The 19,229-nt window shown below is 63.1% G+C and carries 17 protein-coding genes; 15 read left to right on the plus strand and 2 right to left on the minus strand.

Annotated features, from left to right (window positions below; translation table 11 throughout):
• The first annotated feature begins 3 nt into the window (after nucleotides 1-3).
• The 5 genes from AC4BCN_RS08290 (at nucleotide 4) to AC4BCN_RS08310 (ending at nucleotide 6,821) form a co-directional block, all read left to right on the plus strand.
• Nucleotides 4-1,011, plus strand: coding sequence for a carbohydrate ABC transporter permease (locus tag AC4BCN_RS08290; RefSeq protein WP_490493011.1), 1,008 nt, complete (start codon nucleotides 4-6; stop codon nucleotides 1,009-1,011).
• Nucleotides 1,008-1,826 (plus strand): carbohydrate ABC transporter permease, encoded by an 819-nt coding sequence (locus AC4BCN_RS08295; RefSeq protein ID WP_070282696.1) that lies wholly within the window; start codon nucleotides 1,008-1,010, stop codon nucleotides 1,824-1,826. The genes AC4BCN_RS08290 and AC4BCN_RS08295 overlap by 4 nt, the downstream gene beginning before the upstream one ends.
• 27 nt (nucleotides 1,827-1,853) lie before the next feature.
• On the plus strand, nucleotides 1,854-3,221 hold the full coding sequence (locus AC4BCN_RS08300) for a GH1 family beta-glucosidase (protein ID WP_128140215.1): 1,368 nt from the start codon (nucleotides 1,854-1,856) through the stop codon (nucleotides 3,219-3,221).
• Between the two features lies 1 nt (nucleotide 3,222).
• A complete protein-coding gene (locus AC4BCN_RS08305; protein ID WP_139090417.1) occupies nucleotides 3,223-4,263 on the plus strand; it encodes an ABC transporter ATP-binding protein in 1,041 nt (346 codons plus the stop codon).
• 107 nt (nucleotides 4,264-4,370) lie between these two features.
• Nucleotides 4,371-6,821 carry a TonB-dependent receptor gene (locus tag AC4BCN_RS08310; RefSeq protein WP_058050627.1) on the plus strand — a complete coding sequence of 817 codons (2,451 nt, stop codon included), beginning with the start codon at nucleotides 4,371-4,373 and terminating at the stop codon, nucleotides 6,819-6,821.
• 94 nt (nucleotides 6,822-6,915) lie between these two features.
• Here AC4BCN_RS08310 and xseA read toward each other — a convergent pair whose 3' ends face one another.
• Nucleotides 6,916-8,277 (minus strand): exodeoxyribonuclease VII large subunit, encoded by a 1,362-nt coding sequence (gene xseA, locus AC4BCN_RS08315; protein ID WP_490493013.1) that lies wholly within the window; start codon nucleotides 8,275-8,277, stop codon nucleotides 6,916-6,918.
• 334 nt (nucleotides 8,278-8,611) lie between these two features.
• Here xseA and AC4BCN_RS08320 point away from each other — a divergent pair, with 334 nt between their 5' ends.
• The 10 genes from AC4BCN_RS08320 (at nucleotide 8,612) to AC4BCN_RS08365 (ending at nucleotide 17,003) form a co-directional block, all read left to right on the plus strand.
• Nucleotides 8,612-9,286, plus strand: a complete 675-nt coding sequence (locus tag AC4BCN_RS08320) for a hypothetical protein (protein WP_139090420.1) — start codon at nucleotides 8,612-8,614, stop codon at nucleotides 9,284-9,286.
• A 308-nt stretch (nucleotides 9,287-9,594) separates the two neighbouring features.
• Nucleotides 9,595-10,200, plus strand: coding sequence for a MotA/TolQ/ExbB proton channel family protein (locus AC4BCN_RS08325; RefSeq protein ID WP_070224614.1), 606 nt, complete (start codon nucleotides 9,595-9,597; stop codon nucleotides 10,198-10,200).
• A complete protein-coding gene (locus AC4BCN_RS08330; protein ID WP_034751736.1) occupies nucleotides 10,197-10,637 on the plus strand; it encodes an ExbD/TolR family protein in 441 nt (146 codons plus the stop codon). Before AC4BCN_RS08325 ends, AC4BCN_RS08330 begins: the two co-directional genes overlap by 4 nt.
• A gap of 74 nt (nucleotides 10,638-10,711) precedes the next feature.
• Nucleotides 10,712-11,767: a tetraacyldisaccharide 4'-kinase gene (lpxK, locus tag AC4BCN_RS08335; RefSeq protein ID WP_490493014.1), complete on the plus strand. Its 1,056-nt coding sequence runs from the start codon at nucleotides 10,712-10,714 to the stop codon at nucleotides 11,765-11,767.
• On the plus strand, nucleotides 11,748-11,924 hold the full coding sequence (locus AC4BCN_RS08340; RefSeq protein ID WP_010395789.1) for a Trm112 family protein: 177 nt from the start codon (nucleotides 11,748-11,750) through the stop codon (nucleotides 11,922-11,924). Before lpxK ends, AC4BCN_RS08340 begins: the two co-directional genes overlap by 20 nt.
• A 2-nt stretch (nucleotides 11,925-11,926) precedes the next feature.
• Nucleotides 11,927-12,682 carry a 3-deoxy-manno-octulosonate cytidylyltransferase gene (kdsB, locus tag AC4BCN_RS08345; protein WP_490493015.1) on the plus strand — a complete coding sequence of 252 codons (756 nt, stop codon included), beginning with the start codon at nucleotides 11,927-11,929 and terminating at the stop codon, nucleotides 12,680-12,682.
• A gap of 246 nt (nucleotides 12,683-12,928) precedes the next feature.
• Nucleotides 12,929-13,585: an adenylate kinase gene (gene adk, locus AC4BCN_RS08350; protein WP_034751729.1), complete on the plus strand. Its 657-nt coding sequence runs from the start codon at nucleotides 12,929-12,931 to the stop codon at nucleotides 13,583-13,585.
• 179 nt (nucleotides 13,586-13,764) lie between these two features.
• Nucleotides 13,765-15,888, plus strand: coding sequence for a sodium-translocating pyrophosphatase (locus AC4BCN_RS08355; RefSeq protein ID WP_490493016.1), 2,124 nt, complete (start codon nucleotides 13,765-13,767; stop codon nucleotides 15,886-15,888).
• Nucleotides 15,889-16,065: 177 nt separating this feature from the next.
• Nucleotides 16,066-16,488 (plus strand): hypothetical protein, encoded by a 423-nt coding sequence (locus AC4BCN_RS08360; protein ID WP_083292778.1) that lies wholly within the window; start codon nucleotides 16,066-16,068, stop codon nucleotides 16,486-16,488.
• Between the two features lie 14 nt (nucleotides 16,489-16,502).
• The gene (locus tag AC4BCN_RS08365; protein ID WP_139090423.1) at nucleotides 16,503-17,003 is read left to right on the plus strand and encodes a glycine zipper family protein; all 501 of its coding nucleotides are present in this window, start codon (nucleotides 16,503-16,505) and stop codon (nucleotides 17,001-17,003) included.
• Here AC4BCN_RS08365 and AC4BCN_RS08370 read toward each other — a convergent pair.
• On the minus strand, nucleotides 17,000-19,069 hold the full coding sequence (locus tag AC4BCN_RS08370) for a TonB-dependent receptor domain-containing protein (protein ID WP_139090424.1): 2,070 nt from the start codon (nucleotides 19,067-19,069) through the stop codon (nucleotides 17,000-17,002). The genes AC4BCN_RS08365 and AC4BCN_RS08370 overlap by 4 nt on opposite strands.
• Nucleotides 19,070-19,229 lie beyond the last annotated feature (160 nt).

Raw genomic sequence — 19,229 nt, forward strand, 5'->3', positions numbered from 1 at the left:
AGCATGACTACCTCCATGCCTTGTACCGATGGCGCGCCCGCTGCTGCGGCGGCGAGGCCCGCCAGGAAACGCTTCAACATGAAGAAGTGGGCGCCGTATATTTTCATCAGCCCCTTCTTCATCCTGTTCGCCGTCTTCAGCCTGTTCCCGCTGCTGTTTTCCATCTATCTGTCGTTCAACCAGTGGGAAGCGGCCAGCGGCGTGGAAGCCATGCAGTGGGTGGGCCTGGACAACTACAAGTACGCCTTGAGCGACCCGTGGTTCTTGCGCTCGCTGGGCAATACCGTCTGGCTGGCGCTGGCCTCGGGCGTGCCGCAGCATCTGGTCGCCATTCCGCTGGCAGCGTTCATCCACAACAGCTTCAAGCGCTCGCGCAACCTGGTGATCGGCATTTACTTTTTACCGTTCATCACGTCCAGCGTGGCCATCGCCATGGTCTTCAATACCCTGTTCTCGCGCGACTATGGCCAGATCAATGTGCTGATCCAATGGTGCGCCAGCCTGCCGTTAATCGGCGGCCTGTTCCCGGTCGAATCGATCGACTGGCTGGGCAGCTCGCTGTTCATCAAGCCGGCCGTCGCCTTCGTGATCTTCTGGCGCTACCTGGGCTGGAACCTGGTGCTGTATCTGTCCGCGTTGCAGGTGATCCCCAAGGATCTGTATGAGGCGGCCACCATCGACGGCGCGTCGAAACGCCAGCAATTCTGGTACATCACCTTGCCACAGCTGCGCCCCATGATCTACCTGGCCGTGACCCTCACCATCATGGGCAACCTGCAGCTGTTCGAGGAACCGTTCGTGCTGGTGGCCGAATCGAGCGGCGTGAGCCAGTCGGTGATGACGACGGCCATCTTCGTCTACAAGACGGCGTTTTCCTCGGGCGACTTCGGCACGGCGTCGGCCATTTCCTGGCTGCTGTTCCTGATCATCGCCAGCACCACGTGGGTCAATAACCGCATTTTCAGCCGCAACGAACGCAATGAGCGCAATGAGCGCAAGGAGGCCCGATGAAAACCACCCGCTGGACGGCCTACGCCATGGTGGCCATCGGCGCCCTGATCATGGTCGCGCCGTTCTACTTCATGTTCGTCTTCGCCACGCACACGAGCGCCGAGATCTACAGCCTGCCGCCACCGCGCTGGTTCGGCACGGCCCTGCTCAACAACATCGAGCTGCTGCAGGAGCGCCTGCCGTTCTGGCGCAATATCGGCATCAGCCTGTACGTGGCCCTGATGACGACGGCCCTGACCTTGTTCTTTTGCTCGCTGGGCGGCTATGCGTTCGCCATGTATGAATTCCGCTTCAAGCGGCCCCTGTTTACCCTGGTGATGGCGTCGATGATCATCCCCTCGTTCATGAACATGATTCCGACGTTCATGCTGATGGATTTCCTCGGATGGCTGGACCAGCCGCGTGCCCTGTACGTGCCTGGCGCGGCCGGCGCGCTGGGTATTTTCCTCATGCGCCAGTACATCGGCACGGCGATCCCGAAGGATCTGATCGAGGCGGCGCGCATCGACGGCTGCGGCGAATTCGCCATCTACTGGCGAGTCGTGCTGCCGCTGATCGGTCCCGCCATGGGCACCCTGGGCCTGATCACCTTCATCAACTCGTGGAACAATTTCATCACGCCGCTGGTCGTCATGCGCTCGGTCGAGAACTACACGATCCCGCTGGCCCTGCGCAGCATGCAGGCGCCGAACAACACGGAGTGGGGCGCGCTGATGACGGGCGCCGCCATCGCCGTGCTGCCGCTGCTGCTGATGTTTTTTGTCGCCTCGAAGCGTTTAATTGAAGGACTGACCCAGGGCGCCGTCAAAGGCTAGCACTTCTTTTCATCCACTCACACTGACATGACCACCATGCATAACGACGATATTGACACCAACTTTCCCGCCACCTTCACCTGGGGCGTGGCCACCAGCGCCTACCAGATCGAGGGCGCCGCCGCCATCGACGGCCGCGGCCCCTCCATCTGGGATACCTTCAGCCACACGGATGGCAAGATCATCGACGGCAGCAATGGCGACGTGGCTTGCGACCACTATCACCGCTACGCGGAGGACGTGGAGCTGATCGCCAGCCTGGGCGTGAACGCCTACCGCTTTTCCATGTCCTGGTCGCGCGTGCAGCCCACGGGTTCCGGCGCCTGGAACGAGGCCGGCTTCGATTTCTATGGACGCCTGCTCGACGCCTTGGCCGCCAAGGGGCTCGACGCGCACCTGACCCTGTACCACTGGGACTTGCCGCAAGCCTTGCAGGACGAGGGCGGCTGGCTCAATCGCGCCACCTGCTACCACTTTGCCGCCTACGCGGCCGAAGTGGCGCGCCGCTTCGGCCACAAGGTCGCCAGCATCGCCACCCATAACGAACCGTGGTGCACGGCCGTGCTGGGCCACGGCACGGGCCAGTTCGCGCCCGGCATGGCCGACCCGGCCGCCGCCGTGCAAGTGTCGCACCATCTGCTGCTGTCGCACGGCCTGGCCATGCAGGCGATGCGCGCCGTCAATCCGCCCGCGAAACTGGGCATCGTGCTCAATCAATGGACGGCCACGCCGGCCACCGACAGCGCCCAGGACCGCGAGCTGGCCGAACTCGAATATGCGCGCTCGGTGCAGTGGTATATGGACGCCATCTTCAAGGGCCGCTACCCGGCCCTGGCCCTGAAACACGTCGACGCTTCTGCTTTATCCATCTTTGAAAACGATTTCATAGATATCAAGCAACCCATCGATTTCCTTGGCGTGAACTACTACACGCGCGCTTTCATGAGTGCCGAGACGCCGCCGCGCAAGCCCGAGTGCAAGCTCGGTGTCAACGACATGGGCTGGGAAACCTACCCGCAAGGCTTGACGGAACTGCTGGTCGGCCTGCACCGCGAGTACCGATTGCCGCCCGTCTACATCACGGAAAACGGCATGGCCGTGGCCGACAAGCCCGTCGACGGCAAGATCCATGACGCGCCGCGCATCGAGTACGTGCAGCTGCACCTGGACGCCTTGCGCGCCGTGATCGCGCAGGGCATCGACGTGCGCGGCTATTTCTACTGGAGCCTGATGGATAACTTCGAGTGGAACTCGGGCTACGCCAAGCGCTTCGGCATGGTCTACGTCGATTACGCCACGCAGCAGCGCAGCTTCAAGGACAGCGCCCTGTGGTACCGCGATTTCATCGCGGCCCAGCGCGCATCCCACGCCGCCGTCCTGGCCGAGGAGCACTGACATGGCCGCCATTTCCCTGCGCGGCATCCGCAAGACCTATGGCGACGGCCCGGAAATTGTCAAGGGCCTGGACCTCGATATCCATGACGGCGAATTCATGGTCTTCGTCGGGCCGTCCGGCTGCGGCAAGTCGACCCTGCTGCGCATGATCGCGGGACTGGAAGACATCAGCGCGGGCCAGCTGCGCATCGGCGACTTGCTGGCCAATGACGTGGCGCCGGCCGAGCGGGGCATCGCCATGGTCTTCCAGAGCTACGCGCTGTACCCGCACATGACGGCGCGCGACAACATGGGTTTTGCCTTGAAACTGGCGGGCAAGCCGGAAGCGGAAGTGCGCGCGGCCGTCGGCAAGGTGGCCGAGATTTTGCAGATCACGCACCTGCTCGACCGCAAACCGAAAGCCTTGTCAGGCGGCGAACGCCAGCGCGTGGCCATCGGACGCTCCATCGTGCGCCAGCCCAAGGTGTTTTTGTTTGACGAACCGCTGTCCAACCTCGACGCGTCCTTGCGCGTGCAGACGCGCATCGAGCTGGCCAAGCTGCACCAGGAACTGGGCACGACGATGATTTACGTGACCCACGACCAGGTCGAAGCCATGACCCTCGGTGACCGGGTCGCCGTCTTCCATGGCGGCCACCTGGAGCAGGTGGGGGCGCCGCTGGACCTGTACCGCCATCCGGCCAGCCAGTTCGTGGCCGGCTTCATCGGCGCGCTGCGCATGAACTTCTTGCCGTGCGCCGCCGTTCCCGCGCTGGCCAGCCAGCTTGGCGGCGAGGCGGGCATGCTGGTCGGCATACGTCCCGAACACCTGCGCCTGGTGCCGCGCCACGAAGGCTATGGCGCCACGGTGACCCTGATCGAGCAGCTGGGCGACGCGCAAATCATTCACGCGATGCTGGACGGCAGCCCGCACGCGGTGGCCATCAAGCTGCACGGCGAGGCGCGCCACACGCTGGCGCAGGGCAGCGCCATCGGCTTTGCGCCGGAAGAGGGCCATGCCTTTCTATTCGACACGGCCGGGCGCGCCGTGGCTACCCATTGACCCCGCACGGAGGCGACATGACTTCAGATTGACACCCAAAAAATGTGCAGCAATAGCCAAAGAGCTATGTGATCATCAATCAACCAGCGGTACAGGAGACAACAACAATGCAACAGCTCAAACGCAATACCATCGCCCTCAGCCTGGCGCATGCGACCTTCGCCCAGTTCATCTTGCTGGGCAGCGGCGCCGCCATGGCCCAGGAGGCTGCCGCCACCGACGCGGCAAAGCCGGCAGCCGAACAGATGGACCGCATCGTCGTCACGGCCACGCGCCGCAATACCTTCGTGCAGGAGACGCCGCTGGCCGTCACTGCCTTCAACCAGGACACCCTGCAAAACAACCAGGTCAAGGATCTGGCGTCGCTGGCCACCATGGTGCCGAGCCTCGTCGTCGAGCAGCATGGCGACTCGGGCGGCGTGCACGTCTACATGCGCGGCGTCGGTTCGGCCAACCACACGGAGCTGGGCGACCCGGCCGTCGCTTTCTATGTCGACGGCGTGTATTCGCCGCGTCCCCAGGGCGCCACGGCGCTGATGTACGATTTGTCGCACGTCGAGGTGGCGCGCGGACCGCAGGGCACGCTGAACGGCCGCAATTCCACGGCCGGCGCCGTCAACCTCGTGTCGGCCGCGCCTAGCACGGCCAAGTTCATGGGCTCGGCCGGCATCACGGTGGGCGACAAGCGCCACCTGCAGACGCAGGGCATGATCAATATCCCGTTTTCCGACGACGTGGCGCTGCGCATCGCCGCCATCAAGGATAGCCACGACGGCACGGTGGACTTCCGCCGCGGCTCGAACGTCATGCCGGGCACGGCCAAGTATGGCGCCGGCGACCAGATGGGCGTGCGCGCCTCGCTGCTGTGGAAGTTCACGCCGCAGCTGCGCGGCACCTTCATCGCCGACTACTTTCTCGACCAGGGCGCCGGCAACGTCTACCTGGCGGCCGAACCGAAACGGGGCGAGAAGCTGCGCTCGGCCCTGATCGACACGCCGGGCACCCTGGACCAGTCGATTTTGACCTACAAGGGCAAGCTCAATTACAAGCCGACGGACGCGCTGGACTTCACGTACCTGGGCAGCTGGAGCCGCTACAAGCGCCAGAACAGCAACGACTCGGATGCGGGCCTGTTCCCCGGCTTCAAGTCGGAAAACCGCACGGACTGGGCGCAGTTCGACAGCTATTCGCACGAGCTGCAGGCGCGCTCGGACGACGACGCGCCGTTCCAGTGGGTGGCCGGCCTGTTCCTGTTCAATGAAAAGAACAAGGTGCGCTTCGATATCGACCGCAGCCAGATTTCGCAGGCGGCAGTGCAGCAGGATATCGCCAACGGCGCCGTGATCTTCGTGCAGCCGACCGTGGGCCAGTATGCGTCGTCGATGTCCTTCATCCAGGGCGACCGCCAGCTCAAATCGAAGGCCGTGTTCGGCCAGGTCAGCCAGCAAGTGACGGACCAGATCAAGCTGACGGCCGGCGCGCGCTACACGAAAGACCATAAATTCGACGTCGGCGGCAAGAACTGGGCATGCCCGAACTGGCCGGCCAACACGCCGCTGGGCACCACGGTCCTCACTGCCGACCAGCTGCGCCAGCTCGTCACGCCGGGCACGGGCCTGGCCAACACGCACAATATCGGCCCGGGCGGCGCCATTACGGCCGCCACCTGCGGCAGTGCGCCAGGCGACAATACGGCCGACCTGAAATACGGCCAGGCCACCTGGCTGGGGCGCATCGAGTACAAGCTGCGCCCGGACATTCTGCTGTTCGGTTCCGTGACGACGGGCTTCCATTCGCCGGCCATCGGCGACGGCGGCGCCACCACCAAGCCGGAAAAGCTGACCAGCTATGAAATCGGCTTCAAGTCGGACTTGCTGAACCGCGAACTGACCCTGAACCTCGACGCTTTCCTGATGAAGTACAAGGACAAGCTCGAGTCGCAGGTGGTCAACAGCGTGCTGGCCAACTTCAACGCGGCCGGCGCCACCGTCAAGGGCCTGGAAGCGGAATGGGTGTGGCGGCCAACGAAGGTCGACCGCCTGACGGGCAACGCCACCTGGTTGAAAGCCGTGTACGACGACTTCATGTCCTGCGACGTCGATGCGGCGCGTGCGAATGGCCAGTCCTGCGGTTCGACGGCGCCATTGGTGAACGTGGGCGGCAGCACCATGAAGCATGCGCCGAAGTTTTCCACGACCGTCCAGTACGAGCATGATTTCAATGTCGCCGGCGGCCAGATCACGCCGCGCGCTTCGGTGCACTATGAAACCATGTCGTACGTGGGGGCGGGCGCCTTCAACGGCGACGTGCCGGGCCATGCCGGCGTCAAGCGTCAGGAAGCCTACACGACCCTGGACCTGAGCCTGCGCTTCCAGCCGGCGAACAAGGCCTACACGGTGGAAGCGTTCGTGCAGAACGCCACCGACAAGGCGGTCAAGCTGGACGTCAATGAAATCTGCACGGACGTGGGCATGCCTTGCCAGCCCACGCAGCAGATCTACGGCGCCTTCTACAACGCGCCGCGCACGTTTGGCGCGCGCGTGTCGATGAAGTTTTGAGTCAGGTAGTGTGAAAGAGCAGTTGCGGTAGCAGTCCACTCAGTAGGGAAGGTGTTGGGCCGGGGTTCTTCCCCGGCCTTTTTTATTCTAACGCTTATTCCAGGCTGGCTTGCACGCTGGCGATGCCGACCTGCGCGCTGCCTTCGGCCAGGCGCACGTTGACGTTCTGGCGCACCTGCAGCTGCGCCGGCGAGCGCACGATATTCCCCTTTTCATCGCGCAGGATGGCGTAGCCGCGTTCCAGGGTGCGCTGGGGATTGAGCAGTTCCAGCTGCGCCGCCAGGCCGTCGAGGCGGTGGCGCCGCTGGCCCAGCTGCTGCTCCATGGCCGCGCCGCTGCGGCGCTGGGCTTCCACCAGCCGCGCGCGCGATGCCGTGACGTCGGGCCGCAGGTTGGCCCAGCGCGAGCGCAGGCGCTCGAGCGCGTACCGCGACTGGTTTACGGGCGCGCGCGCCGCATGCGTCATGGCCGTCGACAGGGCCAGCAGCTGCAAGCGCTGCTGCTGCAGCTGCGCCTTCGGGTTGAGCAGGCGGCGGCTGTGGCGGTCCAGGGTTTGCGCCGCATCGTCGAGGCTGTGGCGCATGGCGCGGCGCAGGTCGGCCGCATCAGCGCGCAGGGATGCCATCCAGTCGGCGCGCGGCGTGGCCGCCAGTTCGGCCGCCGCCGTCGGCGTGGCCGCGCGCAGGTCGGCCGCGAAGTCGGCGATGGTGAAATCCGTCTCGTGGCCCACGCCGCTGATCACGGGCATGGAACAGTCGGCAATCGCATGCGCGACGGCTTCATCGTTGAACGACCACAGATCCTCGATGCTGCCGCCGCCACGGCACACGAGCAGCACGTCGCACTCGGCCCTTGTCGATGCCGTGCGGATGGCGTGCGCGATTTTTTCCGGCGCCTGCTGTCCCTGCACGGGCGTCGGGTACAGGATGATGGACACGTGCGGCGCGCGGCGCTTGAGCGCGATCAGCACGTCGCGCAGGGCGGCCGCCTGCGGGCTGGTGACGATGCCGATGCTGCGCGCGAACATGGGGATGGCGCGCTTGCGTTCCTGGTCGAACAGGCCTTGCGCGGCCAGCTTTTCCTTCAGGCGCTGGAACGCTTCGTACAGGGCGCCCACGCCGGCGCGGCGGATGGCTTCCACGTTGATCTGGTAATCGCCGCGCGCGCCGTACAGGGTGACGAGGGCGCGCACTTCGACCTTGTCGCCTTCGCGCGGCGTGAAGCCCGCGTACTGGGCGCGGCCGCGGAACATCACGGCGCGCACTTGGGCGCCATCGTCCTTCAAGGTGAAATACCAGTGGCCGGAAGCGGCGCGCGTGAAGTTGGAAATCTCGCCGGCGATCCAGGTCAGGGGGAACGAGCGCTCGAGCAGGCGCGCGACGGCCTGGTTCAGGGCACTGACGGTCAGCACGGGTGGGGCGGCAAAGCCGCTGTCAGTCGGGTTGTCGGTCATCATAAAGCTGGGAGCGGGAAGGGAACTGTCCACATATTATCGGCGAGGTCATGCTTATGTCATATATCGCGCAAAACAACAAGTTCTATTTCTAAGTAATTGATTTCATGACGAATTCCCGTATGCCTGATTTGCGTGCACAGGGAAAAAATCCTTTAATATCAAGCACATCAGTGTAGCCCCTGCCACTTACGCACAAAGTTATCCACAGAAAGTGTGCGGAACTTTTTGCCTTGGACAAACATGGCCGGGCTGGCCCTGATTGAGCGATAAAAGTGCCTTGCTACATTTTTGCGCACGGAAATAAAGTGCCTATGAATCAAGCGCTTAGTATGCCATGCATGGCCTTGCGCACAATCTTATCCACAAAAAATGTGCAGAACTCTGGCGCGGCACCGGATTTATCCACTGGAAGGCCTATGGCATGGCTTGCCTTAATTTTGCGCAGCATAAAAATAGTCATATAAATCAAGGGTATAGCATCGCACCGTACGCCTTGCTCACAATCTTATCCACAGAATGTGTGCAAAACTGCATAAACCGTTTCGTGGTTTGTCCGGGTTTTCCACCGTGTGATCATGCCAAATTGCTGCCTTATTTTTCAGCAAAGAAAAAAATCCCTTTAGAATCAATGCTCTTGCATGGAGTCAATCGGCTTGCTCACAATCTTATCCACACTTTATGTGTGGAACTGCGCTGGCGGTGGAAAACTGCCGTTTTGACGTGGAATCGGGCCGTGAAAAACACGCTTTTCAGCCAATGCCACATTTTTATGCATGGTAATAAAAACGATATAAATCAATGTACTTGGCGCGTATCCGTACGCTTGCGCACAATCTTGTCCACAGATTGTGTGCAGAACTTTGACGGCCTGTCTGGTGCCGATTGCTCGCTGTCTGCCACTTTTTTATGCACTGATTTAATTTCCTTTAAAATCAATGACTTGATTGAATTCCTCGGCTTTGCGCACAATCTTGTCCACAGTAAATGTGCAGAACTCTTCAGATATTGACTTATTGACATTGACTACTGTCGATAAGCTGCTATGCCTGTATTTTGCGCAGCACGATAATATCCATGTAAATCAAAGACTTGTGTGCTGGACTTCATGCTTGCTCACAATCTTATCCACACAAAGTGTGCAAAACTGGGCGCCCGCCTGCGCGGTGGGGACAAGTGCCATGCAGGCGCCACTTGCCGCCGGCGCGGCAACGCGCTACATTGCGCCATTCCTGCGCGCACGTACAATCGGTCTTTGGCGCTCGGTACAATACAGGCTGTTCGGGCGTTCCATCGCCTTCCCTTTACCAGGAGTTTCTTTTGCTCGCTATATTTCAAGCCGCTGGCTGGCCCATCTGGCTGTTGTTGATCGCTTCCATCGTTGCCCTGGCCCTGATCATCGAGCGCCTGCTGTATTTGCGCCGCGCCAAGATCCTGCCCCGCAAGCTGTTCGATGAAGTGGTGCAGGTGTATCGCAGCGGTAAGATCACGCCGGACACGGTGGCCAAGCTGGAAGACAATTCGCCGCTGGGCGTCGTGCTGGCCGCCGCCTTGCGCAATGTCGACGCGCCGCGCGAGGTGATGAAGGAATCGATCGAAGAGGCGGGCAGCGGCGTGGCCCACACGCTGGAACGTTTCCTGACGACCTTGGGCACCATCGCCACCCTGGCGCCACTGATGGGCCTGTTCGGCACGGTGGTGGGCATGATCGAAATCTTCGGCTCGCAAAACGCCAGCGGCTCGAATCCCGCACAATTGGCGCACGGTATCTCGGTGGCCCTGTATAACACGGGTTTCGGCCTGGCCATCGCCATGCCGACCCTCGTCTTTTACCGCCACTTCCGCGCCCTCGTCGACAGCTTCGTCATTGACATGGAGCAGCAAGCGGTCAAGTTCGTCGACATCGTCCACAGTGGCCGCAAATGAACTTCCGCAAAGGCAAGGGGCGTGAAGACCCCGAAATCAACCTGATCCCGTTCATCGACGTGCTGCTGGTGATCCTGATCTTCCTCATGGTCAGCACCACCTACAGCAAGTTTACGGAGCTGCAGATCACCTTGCCGACGGCCGACGCCGAGCAGGCGAAAGAGAAGCCGCAGCAGATCGACGTCACCATCGATGCCAAGGGCAATTACACGGTCAACCGCGAACCGGTCTCGTTCCGCGACGTGGCCGGCCTGGCCGACGCCTTGCAGAACGCGGCGAAAGCAGCCAACGGCGGCAAGGCGCCCGCGCAGACGCCCGTGGTCGTGGTCAACGCCGACCAGTTCGCCATGCACCAGATGGTCATCCACGTCATGGAAGCGGCCCGCCTGGCCGGCTATGAAAAGCTGACGTTCGCGGCGCAGGCGGGTGGCAAGTAAGCGTCGAGCGTTACCGGCAACGGCGTAGCCGACAAACCCGCCGAGCCTGWCCKACCCCCTTTACTCATCTCTCCATGCCCACACCTTCCCCCGCCAAGCTTGAATCCACTCTCACCCGCGCCTGGCTGACGCGGGGCCCGCTGGCGTGCGCGCTGTGGCCTGTCTCCCTGCTGTTCGGTGCCCTGAGCGCCGTGCGGCGCGGACTGTACGGGGCAAACATCATCAAATCCGCGCGCCTGCCCGTGCCCGTCGTCGTCGTCGGCAATATTTTTATCGGCGGCACGGGCAAGACGCCGCTGACGATCTGGCTGGTGCAGGCCTTGCGCGACGCGGGCATGCGTCCGGGCGTCATTTCGCGCGGCCATGGCAGCGCCGACCGTTTGCCGCGCGCCGTCACCGCTGCTTCCACGCCGCAGCAGGTGGGCGACGAGCCGCTGCTGATCTTCCAGCGCGGCGGCTGCCCCGTGATGGTGGGACGCGACCGCGCGCAAGCGGGCAGGGCGCTGCTGGCCGCGCACCCGGACGTCGACGTGCTGGTGACGGACGATGGCTTGCAGCATTACGCCTTGCAACGCGACGTGGAAATTGTGCTGTTCGACGGCCGCGGCGCGGGCAATGGCTGGCTGCTGCCGGCGGGGCCTTTGCGCGAATCGCCGCGCCGCCGGCGCGACGTGACGGTGATCAATGCGCCCGAGCTGGCGCCGGCACTGGTGGCCAGGGTCGCGCCGCAGGGCGGGCTGGTGGTACAGATGCTGCTGGCCGGCGGCGTGGCCGAACGCATGGTGAACCGCGGCGAAAGCGTGGCGCTTGCAACCCTGGCGGCCAGAGGCCAGCGCATCGTGGCGGCGGCCGGCATCGGCAACCCCCAGCGTTTCTTTGCCATGCTGCGCGGCGCCGGATTGGACTTCATGGAACTGCCCTTGCCCGACCATCACGACTTCCTCGACCAGCCATTTGCGGCGCTCGACACGGATGTGATCTTGATCACCGAGAAGGATGCAGTAAAATGTGCGCAAATTGAATATCTCAAAGATGACCCGAGACTGTGGGTCGTCCCCGTCAGTGCGCGCATCGATAGCGCGCTGGCCCAACAAATTGTGGAGAAATGTCGTGGACGCTCGACTGCTTGATATCCTGGTCTGCCCTGTTTGCAAGGGTCCGCTTGAACACGATAAGAAGGCGCAGGAACTGATTTGCCGCGCCGACCGCCTGGCCTATCCGATCCGCGATGGCATCCCCATCATGTGGGCGGACGAAGCGCGCACCCTGCAAGACGCAGTGGAATAACGATGGCGTTCATCGTCATCATCCCGGCCCGCCTGGCCTCGACGCGCCTGCCGGGCAAGCCGCTTGCCGACCTGGGCGGCAAACCCATGGTGGTGCGCGTGGCCGAGCAGGCAGCCCTGTCGGGCGCCGCGCGCGTCATCGTCGCCACCGACCACGAATCCATCCGCGCCGCCTGCGTCGCGCATGGCGTGGAAGTGTGCATGACGCGCAGCGACCATCCGTCGGGCACGGACCGCATCGCCGAAGTGGCGCGCACGCTCGAGCTGCCGCTCGATGCCGTCGTCGTCAACCTGCAGGGCGACGAACCCTTGATCGATCCGGCCTTGCTGGCCGCCTGCGCGGCGCAGATCAGCACCGCCGTCCCCATGGCCACGTGCGCCCATCCGTTGCACGATGTGGCCGATACGTTCAACCCGAACGTGGTCAAGGTCGTGCTGGATAAAAATGGCCGCGCCTTGTATTTCTCGCGCGCGACGATTCCGTGGCACCGCGACGGCTTCGCGCAAGCGAAAGACAGCTTGCCGGCCGGCTATGTGCCGCTGCGCCATATCGGCCTGTATGCATACAGCAATGCATTCTTGCAAGAATATCCGCAATTGTCCGCGTCGCCGCTGGAAGCGATCGAGGCGCTGGAGCAGTTGCGCGTGCTGTGGCATGGCGTTGCCATCGCCGTGCATGTCACGGACTCGGCCCCGGCCGCCGGTGTCGACACGCCGGAAGATCTTGCCAGGGTGCAAGCCCACTACGGTGCCCTGTAAGCGCGTTACCCGTAAAACGGCAGGCGTGCAAATAAAGTTTTGTGCGCCTGCAGTAAAAACCACATTTTGAAACGTCTGCCTCGCGAATTGCTGGCTTTGATCAATCAGGGCATAGCAATTCGATAGCAAACTGGCGTTCCGGGGATTTTTTGTGGTAAGTTTCGTACGGAAAGATAGCCTTGGCAACACCATCTAAAAATAATTACACATACCACCATCCAAAATCTGTTTTTTAGGAACTTTTCAATGCGTCTGATACTTTTAGGAGCACCCGGTGCCGGCAAGGGCACCCAAGCTAACTTCATCAAAGAAAAATACAATATTCCACAAATCTCCACGGGCGACATGCTGCGCGCGGCGATCAAGGAAGGCACGGAACTGGGCCTGGCAGCGAAAAAAGTCATGGATGCGGGCGGCCTCGTGTCGGACGACATCATGATCGGCCTGGTCAAGAACCGCCTGCAGGAAGCCGATTGCGCCAATGGCTATCTGTTCGACGGCTTCCCGCGCACCATCGCGCAAGCGGACGCCATGAAAGATGCCGGTATCAATGTCGACTACGTACTGGAAATCGACGTGCCTGACGCGTCGATCATCGAGCGCATGGATGGCCGCCGCAGCCACCCGGGTTCGGGCCGCGTATACCACGTCAAATTCAATCCGCCAAAAGTCGACGGCGTCGACGACATCACGGGCGAGCCCCTGATCCAGCGCGACGACGACAAGGCGGAAACCGTCAAGAAGCGTCTGGACGTGTACCACAACCAGACCAAGGTTTTGCTCAACTACTACAATGACTGGGCCAAGTCCGGCCTGCCAGGCGCGCCGAAATACCGCCGCATCGCCGGCGTCGGTCCGGTCGAGCAAATCCGCGACAGCGCATTTGCCGCCCTGGCGGAATAAGCAGTGTTTGAAAAGCGGACCTCAGTGTCCGCTTTTTTTGTGCCCGCGCTTCAGGCGGGCGCCGTATCGTTTTCGTGGTTCAGTTTTTTTGCAGGTCGTGTTTTCCTGGCTGCGCGTGCCTACCCGGTGCGGTCTGCAGCTGTTGGCAATGACGTCGGATAAAAACAGAAGGGGACGATATGGCAGCCAGTTTGTGGTTTGCGGTAGCCTGCGGCGTGGTCGCAGTCATTTACGGTTTGGTGTCGCGTAGCTGGATTCTGAGGCAGGATCCCGGCAACGCGCGCATGCAGGAAATCGCGCTGGCCATCCAGCAGGGTGCGGCCGCCTACCTGGCGCGCCAGTACCGCACCATCGCCATCGTCGGCGTGGTGCTCCTGATCGCCATCTATCTGCTGCTTGGCCTGCATACGGCGCTGGGCTTCCTGATCGGCGCCGTGCTGTCGGGCGCCTGCGGCTTCATCGGCATGAATGTCTCGGTGCGGGCCAATGTGCGCACGGCGCAGGCGGCCACGCATGGCATCAACCAGGCGCTGAACGTGGCCTTCAAGGGCGGGGCGATCACGGGCATGCTGGTCGTGGGACTGGGCCTGCTGGGCGTGACCCTGTTCTACTGGCTGCTGGTGACGACGGGCGCGCCCGGCCTGACCCAGCATGATTTGATCAAGCCGTTGATCGGCCTGGCCTTCGGCGCCTCGCTCATTTCCATCTTCGCGCGGCTGGGCGGCGGCATCTTCACCAAGGGCGCCGACGTGGGCGCGGACCTGGTGGGCAAGGTCGAAGCGGGCATCCCCGAGGATGATCCGCGCAACCCGGCCGTCATCGCCGACAACGTGGGCGACAACGTGGGCGACTGCGCCGGCATGGCGGCCGACCTGTTCGAAACCTATGTCGTGACCCTGATCGCCACCATGCTGCTGGGCGCACTGCTGATGGCCGAGGCAAGCAGCACGGCCATCATCTACCCGCTGCTGCTGGGCGCCGTCTCCATCCTCGCTTCTATCGTCGGCTGCTCGATGGTCAAGACCAAGCCGGGTGCGAAGATCATGTCTGCCCTGTACACGGGCCTGTGGTGGGCGGCCGGCCTGTCCCTGGTCGGCTTTGCCGTCGTCACGTGGCTGCTGTGGCCCGACGACGCCATGCGCTACAAGATGCTGGGCGCCACCGTCGTCGGCATCGTCCTCACGGGCCTGATGGTGTACATCACCGAGTACTACACGGGCACGGACTTCAAGCCCGTGCGCCACATCGCCGAAGCGTCGACGACGGGGCACGGCACCAACATCATCGCCGGCCTGGGCGTGTCGATGAAGTCCACCGCCTATCCGGTGCTGGCCGTCTGCATCGCCATCCTCGTCTCGTATCAATTGGCGGGCCTGTACGGCATCGCCATTGCCGCCACGGCCATGCTGTCGATGGCCGGCATCATCGTCGCGCTCGACGCGTATGGCCCCATCACCGATAACGCGGGCGGCATCGCGGAAATGTCGGGCTTGCCCGACTCCGTGCGCGCCATCACCGACCCTCTGGATGCCGTCGGCAACACGACCAAGGCCGTCACCAAGGGCTATGCCATCGGCTCGGCCGGCCTGGCCGCGCTGGTGCTGTTTGCCGACTACACGCATGCGCTCGAATCCGTGGGCCAGCACATTACCTTCGATTTGTCGAACCCGATGGTCATCGTCGGCCTCTTCATCGGCGGCCTGATACCGTATTTGTTCGGCGCCATGGCGATGGAAGCCGTGGGTCGCGCGGCGGGCGCCGTGGTGGTGGAGGTACGGCGGCAGTTCCGCGACATCAAGGGCATCATGGAAGGCACGGCGCGGCCCGAATACGACAAGGCCGTCGACATGCTGACGGCGTCGGCCATCCGCGAAATGATCGTGCCCTCCTTGCTGCCCGTGGTGGTACCCATCGTCGTGGGCATGCTGTTGGGACCTGCGGCGCTGGGCGGCCTCCTGATGGGGACCATCGTCACGGGCCTGTTCGTGGCCATTTCGATGACCACGGGCGGCGGCGCCTGGGACAATGCGAAGAAATACATCGAGGATGGCCACTTCGGCGGCAAGGGTTCCGATGCGCACAAGGCGGCCGTCACAGGCGACACGGTGGGCGACCCGTACAAGGACACGGCCGGTCCGGCGGTGAACCCCTTGATCAAGATCATCAATATCGTGGCCCTGCTGCTGGTGCCGCTGCTGCCGGCCACGGGCTGGCTGGCGGTCAAGGCGCCGGCACCCATCCACGCGCCCGTGCCGCCCATCCTGGTGCCGGCCACACCGGTGCAAAGCTTGCCGGCGCAATAAACCCCACGCCAAACAGCCCCGTTCCCAGGGGCTGTTTTTACGTCGGGCATGTCAAAATTTCCTGATTTCCATATCTCGCGCGTATCAAAAGTGAGCAAATGTTACAGCGCCTTGCCTGCGCCAGCCGTCTGCCAATAATGAAGGAATCACTTCAGGCAGCAGAAGGCAGGAGGCATCATGGACAAGGCAGACAAACGGCGCTGGCTGATGCGGGGGCTGGCCGTGGCGGTGGGGCTGGCGCTGGCCGGCAGCGCCTGGGCCGATCCGGGCAGGCATGGCCGGCACGGTGGACACGGCTTCCACGGCCATCATGGTCATCACGGACACGGCCATTTCCGTGGCCGCTCGCATGTCGGCGTGTGGCTGGGTTCTAGCTGGGGCTATGGGCCGGGGTGGTACGGCGACCCGTGGTACCGCCATCCGTACGGACGCACGGTCGTGGTGCAGCCGCTGCCCGTCGCGCCGCCCGTGTATGTCGAGCAGGGCGGGGTGCCGACGGCGCCGATGTGGTACTACTGCCGTCAGCCGCAAGGCTATTATCCCTACGTGACAAGTTGCACGCTGCCGTGGCGCGCTGTGGCGCCAGGCAGCGTGCGCTGAAGGCGAGGTGCGACATGAACGGGAAAACAGGCGCAGTGTGTGGGGGCGTGCTGGCGCCCCTTGTGCTTGCGGCATGCACGGTGATGCCGCAAGGGCCGTCGGCCATGGTGTTGCCCGGCACGGGCAAGAGTTTCGCGCAATTCCAGGGTGATGACGCCCATTGCCGCGGATATGCGCAGGCGCAGCTGGGCGGCAGTTCGGCGCAGCAAGCCGCGGCCGACAGCGGCGTGCGCAGTGCGGCCCTGGGCACTTTGCTCGGTGCGGTAGCTGGTGCCGCCATCGATGGCGGCCATGGTGCCGGCGTGGGTGCCGGTACTGGGCTGGTCTTTGGCGCGCTGGCGGGCACGGGCGCGGCCGACAGTTCTTCGTATGGCATGCAGCGCCGCTATGACTACGCCTACCAGCAATGCATGTATGCGAGCGGCCACAAGGTGCCCGTGGCCGGGCAGATGCTGAGCAGCGTGCCGGCCAACGCCGCCACGCCGCCGCCCGGTACGCCGCCGCCCCGCTATTAGAAGCGCGACGTCAAACCGACGAACATGCGCCGTCCCGGCACGTAGTAGTCGACCAGTCCATCGGCCAGCGGGCCTTTCTTGAACAGGTTTTCCACGCCGCCGCGCACGGTCCATTGTGGCGTGATCTTGTACGACACGACCGTGTCGACGATGGTGTAGGCCTTGTTGGCCGCCTGGCCCGCATCGAGTTCCTTGCCCGTGTACTGGGCCGATACTTCGCCGAACAGCTGGTCGTTGACTTGCCAGCCCAGAGCCGAGTACCACGACAGTTTTGGTGTCGACAGCAGGTTGGCGCCCGTCGTCAGGTTTTTCGCTTCCGCCATGTAGGTCACATTGTTACGCCAGTTCAGGTTTTTCGTCAGCGGGATGGTGGCCGTCGCTTCCACGCCGCTGGTACGCGCTTTCTGGATATTCGTCATCTTGGTCCACCACTGCTTCTGGTAAAAGCCCAGCGGCGCGTAGTCGATCTTGTTCTTGAAATCCGTGTGGAAGTACGTCACGCCCACGTCCCAGCCATTCTGTTCCCACGCCACGCCGATCTCGCCGGCCGTGCTCGTTTCCGGCTTCAAGTCCGCATTGCCGGCCATGTAGCAGCCGCCCGTGATGTAGCCCAGCGGTTTCAGGCTGCCGCAACCGCGTCCGCCCGACTGCGTGGCCGCTGCTGGCGAGTTTTCCTTCAGGCTCGGGGCGCGGAAGCCTTGCGACACGCCACCCTTGATGGTCCAGGCGGGGGCAGGGTGGTACACCAGGTACAGGCGCGGGCTGTAATGGTTGCCGAACTTGCTGTGGTGGTCGAGGCGCAGGCCGGCCGTAGCCGTCAGGTTCTCGCGCAGGAACAGCTGGTCTTCCGCAAACAGGGCCGACGTTGTGCCGGACAGGGTGGCGCCGCTGACGGGGTTGCCCAGGTAATCGGTAGGGATGGTGCCGATGGTGTCCGTGTTCGTCAGTTCCTGGTGCTTCCATTGGCCGCCCATCACCAGCATCTGCTCGATGCCGCCCCAGCCGACGCGTTTTTCCAGGCTGGCGTCGAGCGTGCTGTCCTTGGATTTCGCCACCGTGCCGACGACTTCGTTGTCGAAATCGTTGTGGTACAGGTTGACCATGGCCTTGCCGAAGTCCCAGCGGCCTTCATAGCCGATGCTGGCGCTCTTGCGTATCAGTTTGCTCGCGCCCCAGGCGCCGAACAGCGGGTAGCCGTCCGCGTCGAGCGTGGTCGAATCCGTCGATTGCTGCTTGCCGTAGCTGGCGTCCAGCGTCAGGTTCTGTTTCTTGTCCAGCGCCCAGCTCAGCTGGCCCGTGACAGTCTGGTTGCGTTCGCCGCCGATGCCGCCCGATTTGCCGATGGCTTTTTCATCGGGATTCTGGCGCGTCTGGCCCACGCCCAGGCGCATGCCGACCGTGTCCGACAAGGGGCCGGCCAGGTTCACGCCCAGCTGGTGCGCCGTGCCGCGGCCGCTGTCCTGCGGCTGCGTGTAGTTGGCCGTGGCCGAACCGTTCCACTTGCCCGGCACCTTGCGCGTGATGATGTTGATCACGCCGCCCATGGCGTCCGAGCCGTACAGCGAGGACATGGGGCCGCGCACCACTTCGATGCGCTCGATCATGTCGGGCGAGATCCAGTTCAAGTCCTGGCGGCCCAAGTCCGGGCGGTAAGCCGTGTCGGCCGAGCTGCCCACGCGCTTGCCGTCGACGAGGATCAAGGTGTATTTGTCGGGCAGGCCGCGCAGCTTGATCTTCGATTCTTCGCCTACCGGGCTGGTGCCGCCCGTCACGCCGGGGATGCGGCGCAGCAGGGTGTTGAGGTCGTACACGGGCTGGCGCTCGATTTCCTCGCGCGTGATGACGCTGATGCTGGCCGGCGCATCCTTGATGTCGATGGCCGTGCCGGACGCGGTGACGACCACAGTGTTCATGGTGGGATCGGCGGCCACATTGCCTTCGGCCCAGGCGCTGCTGACGGCCAAGGACAGCAGGCAGGGCAGGAGCAGGGTGGCGCAATGGCGGGGACGGGCGGGAATGGCGGCTGGGACTGTGAAGGTTGCGAAGGCGGGACTGCGCTTGGTCATGGTGAACTTTCCGGATGTTGTTTTTTCCTGGCTGCCTTCCGGGTGGCTCGGGTATGAATGATTGAAAATGCAATAAACTGCGCTCTCATTCTGTCAATGAGAATAAGAATCGTTCTTATTGTAATGCTATCCTGGCAAGAAGGAAAGTGATGAAAGGAAA

The organism is Janthinobacterium sp. Bl 1, from assembly GCF_058215535.1.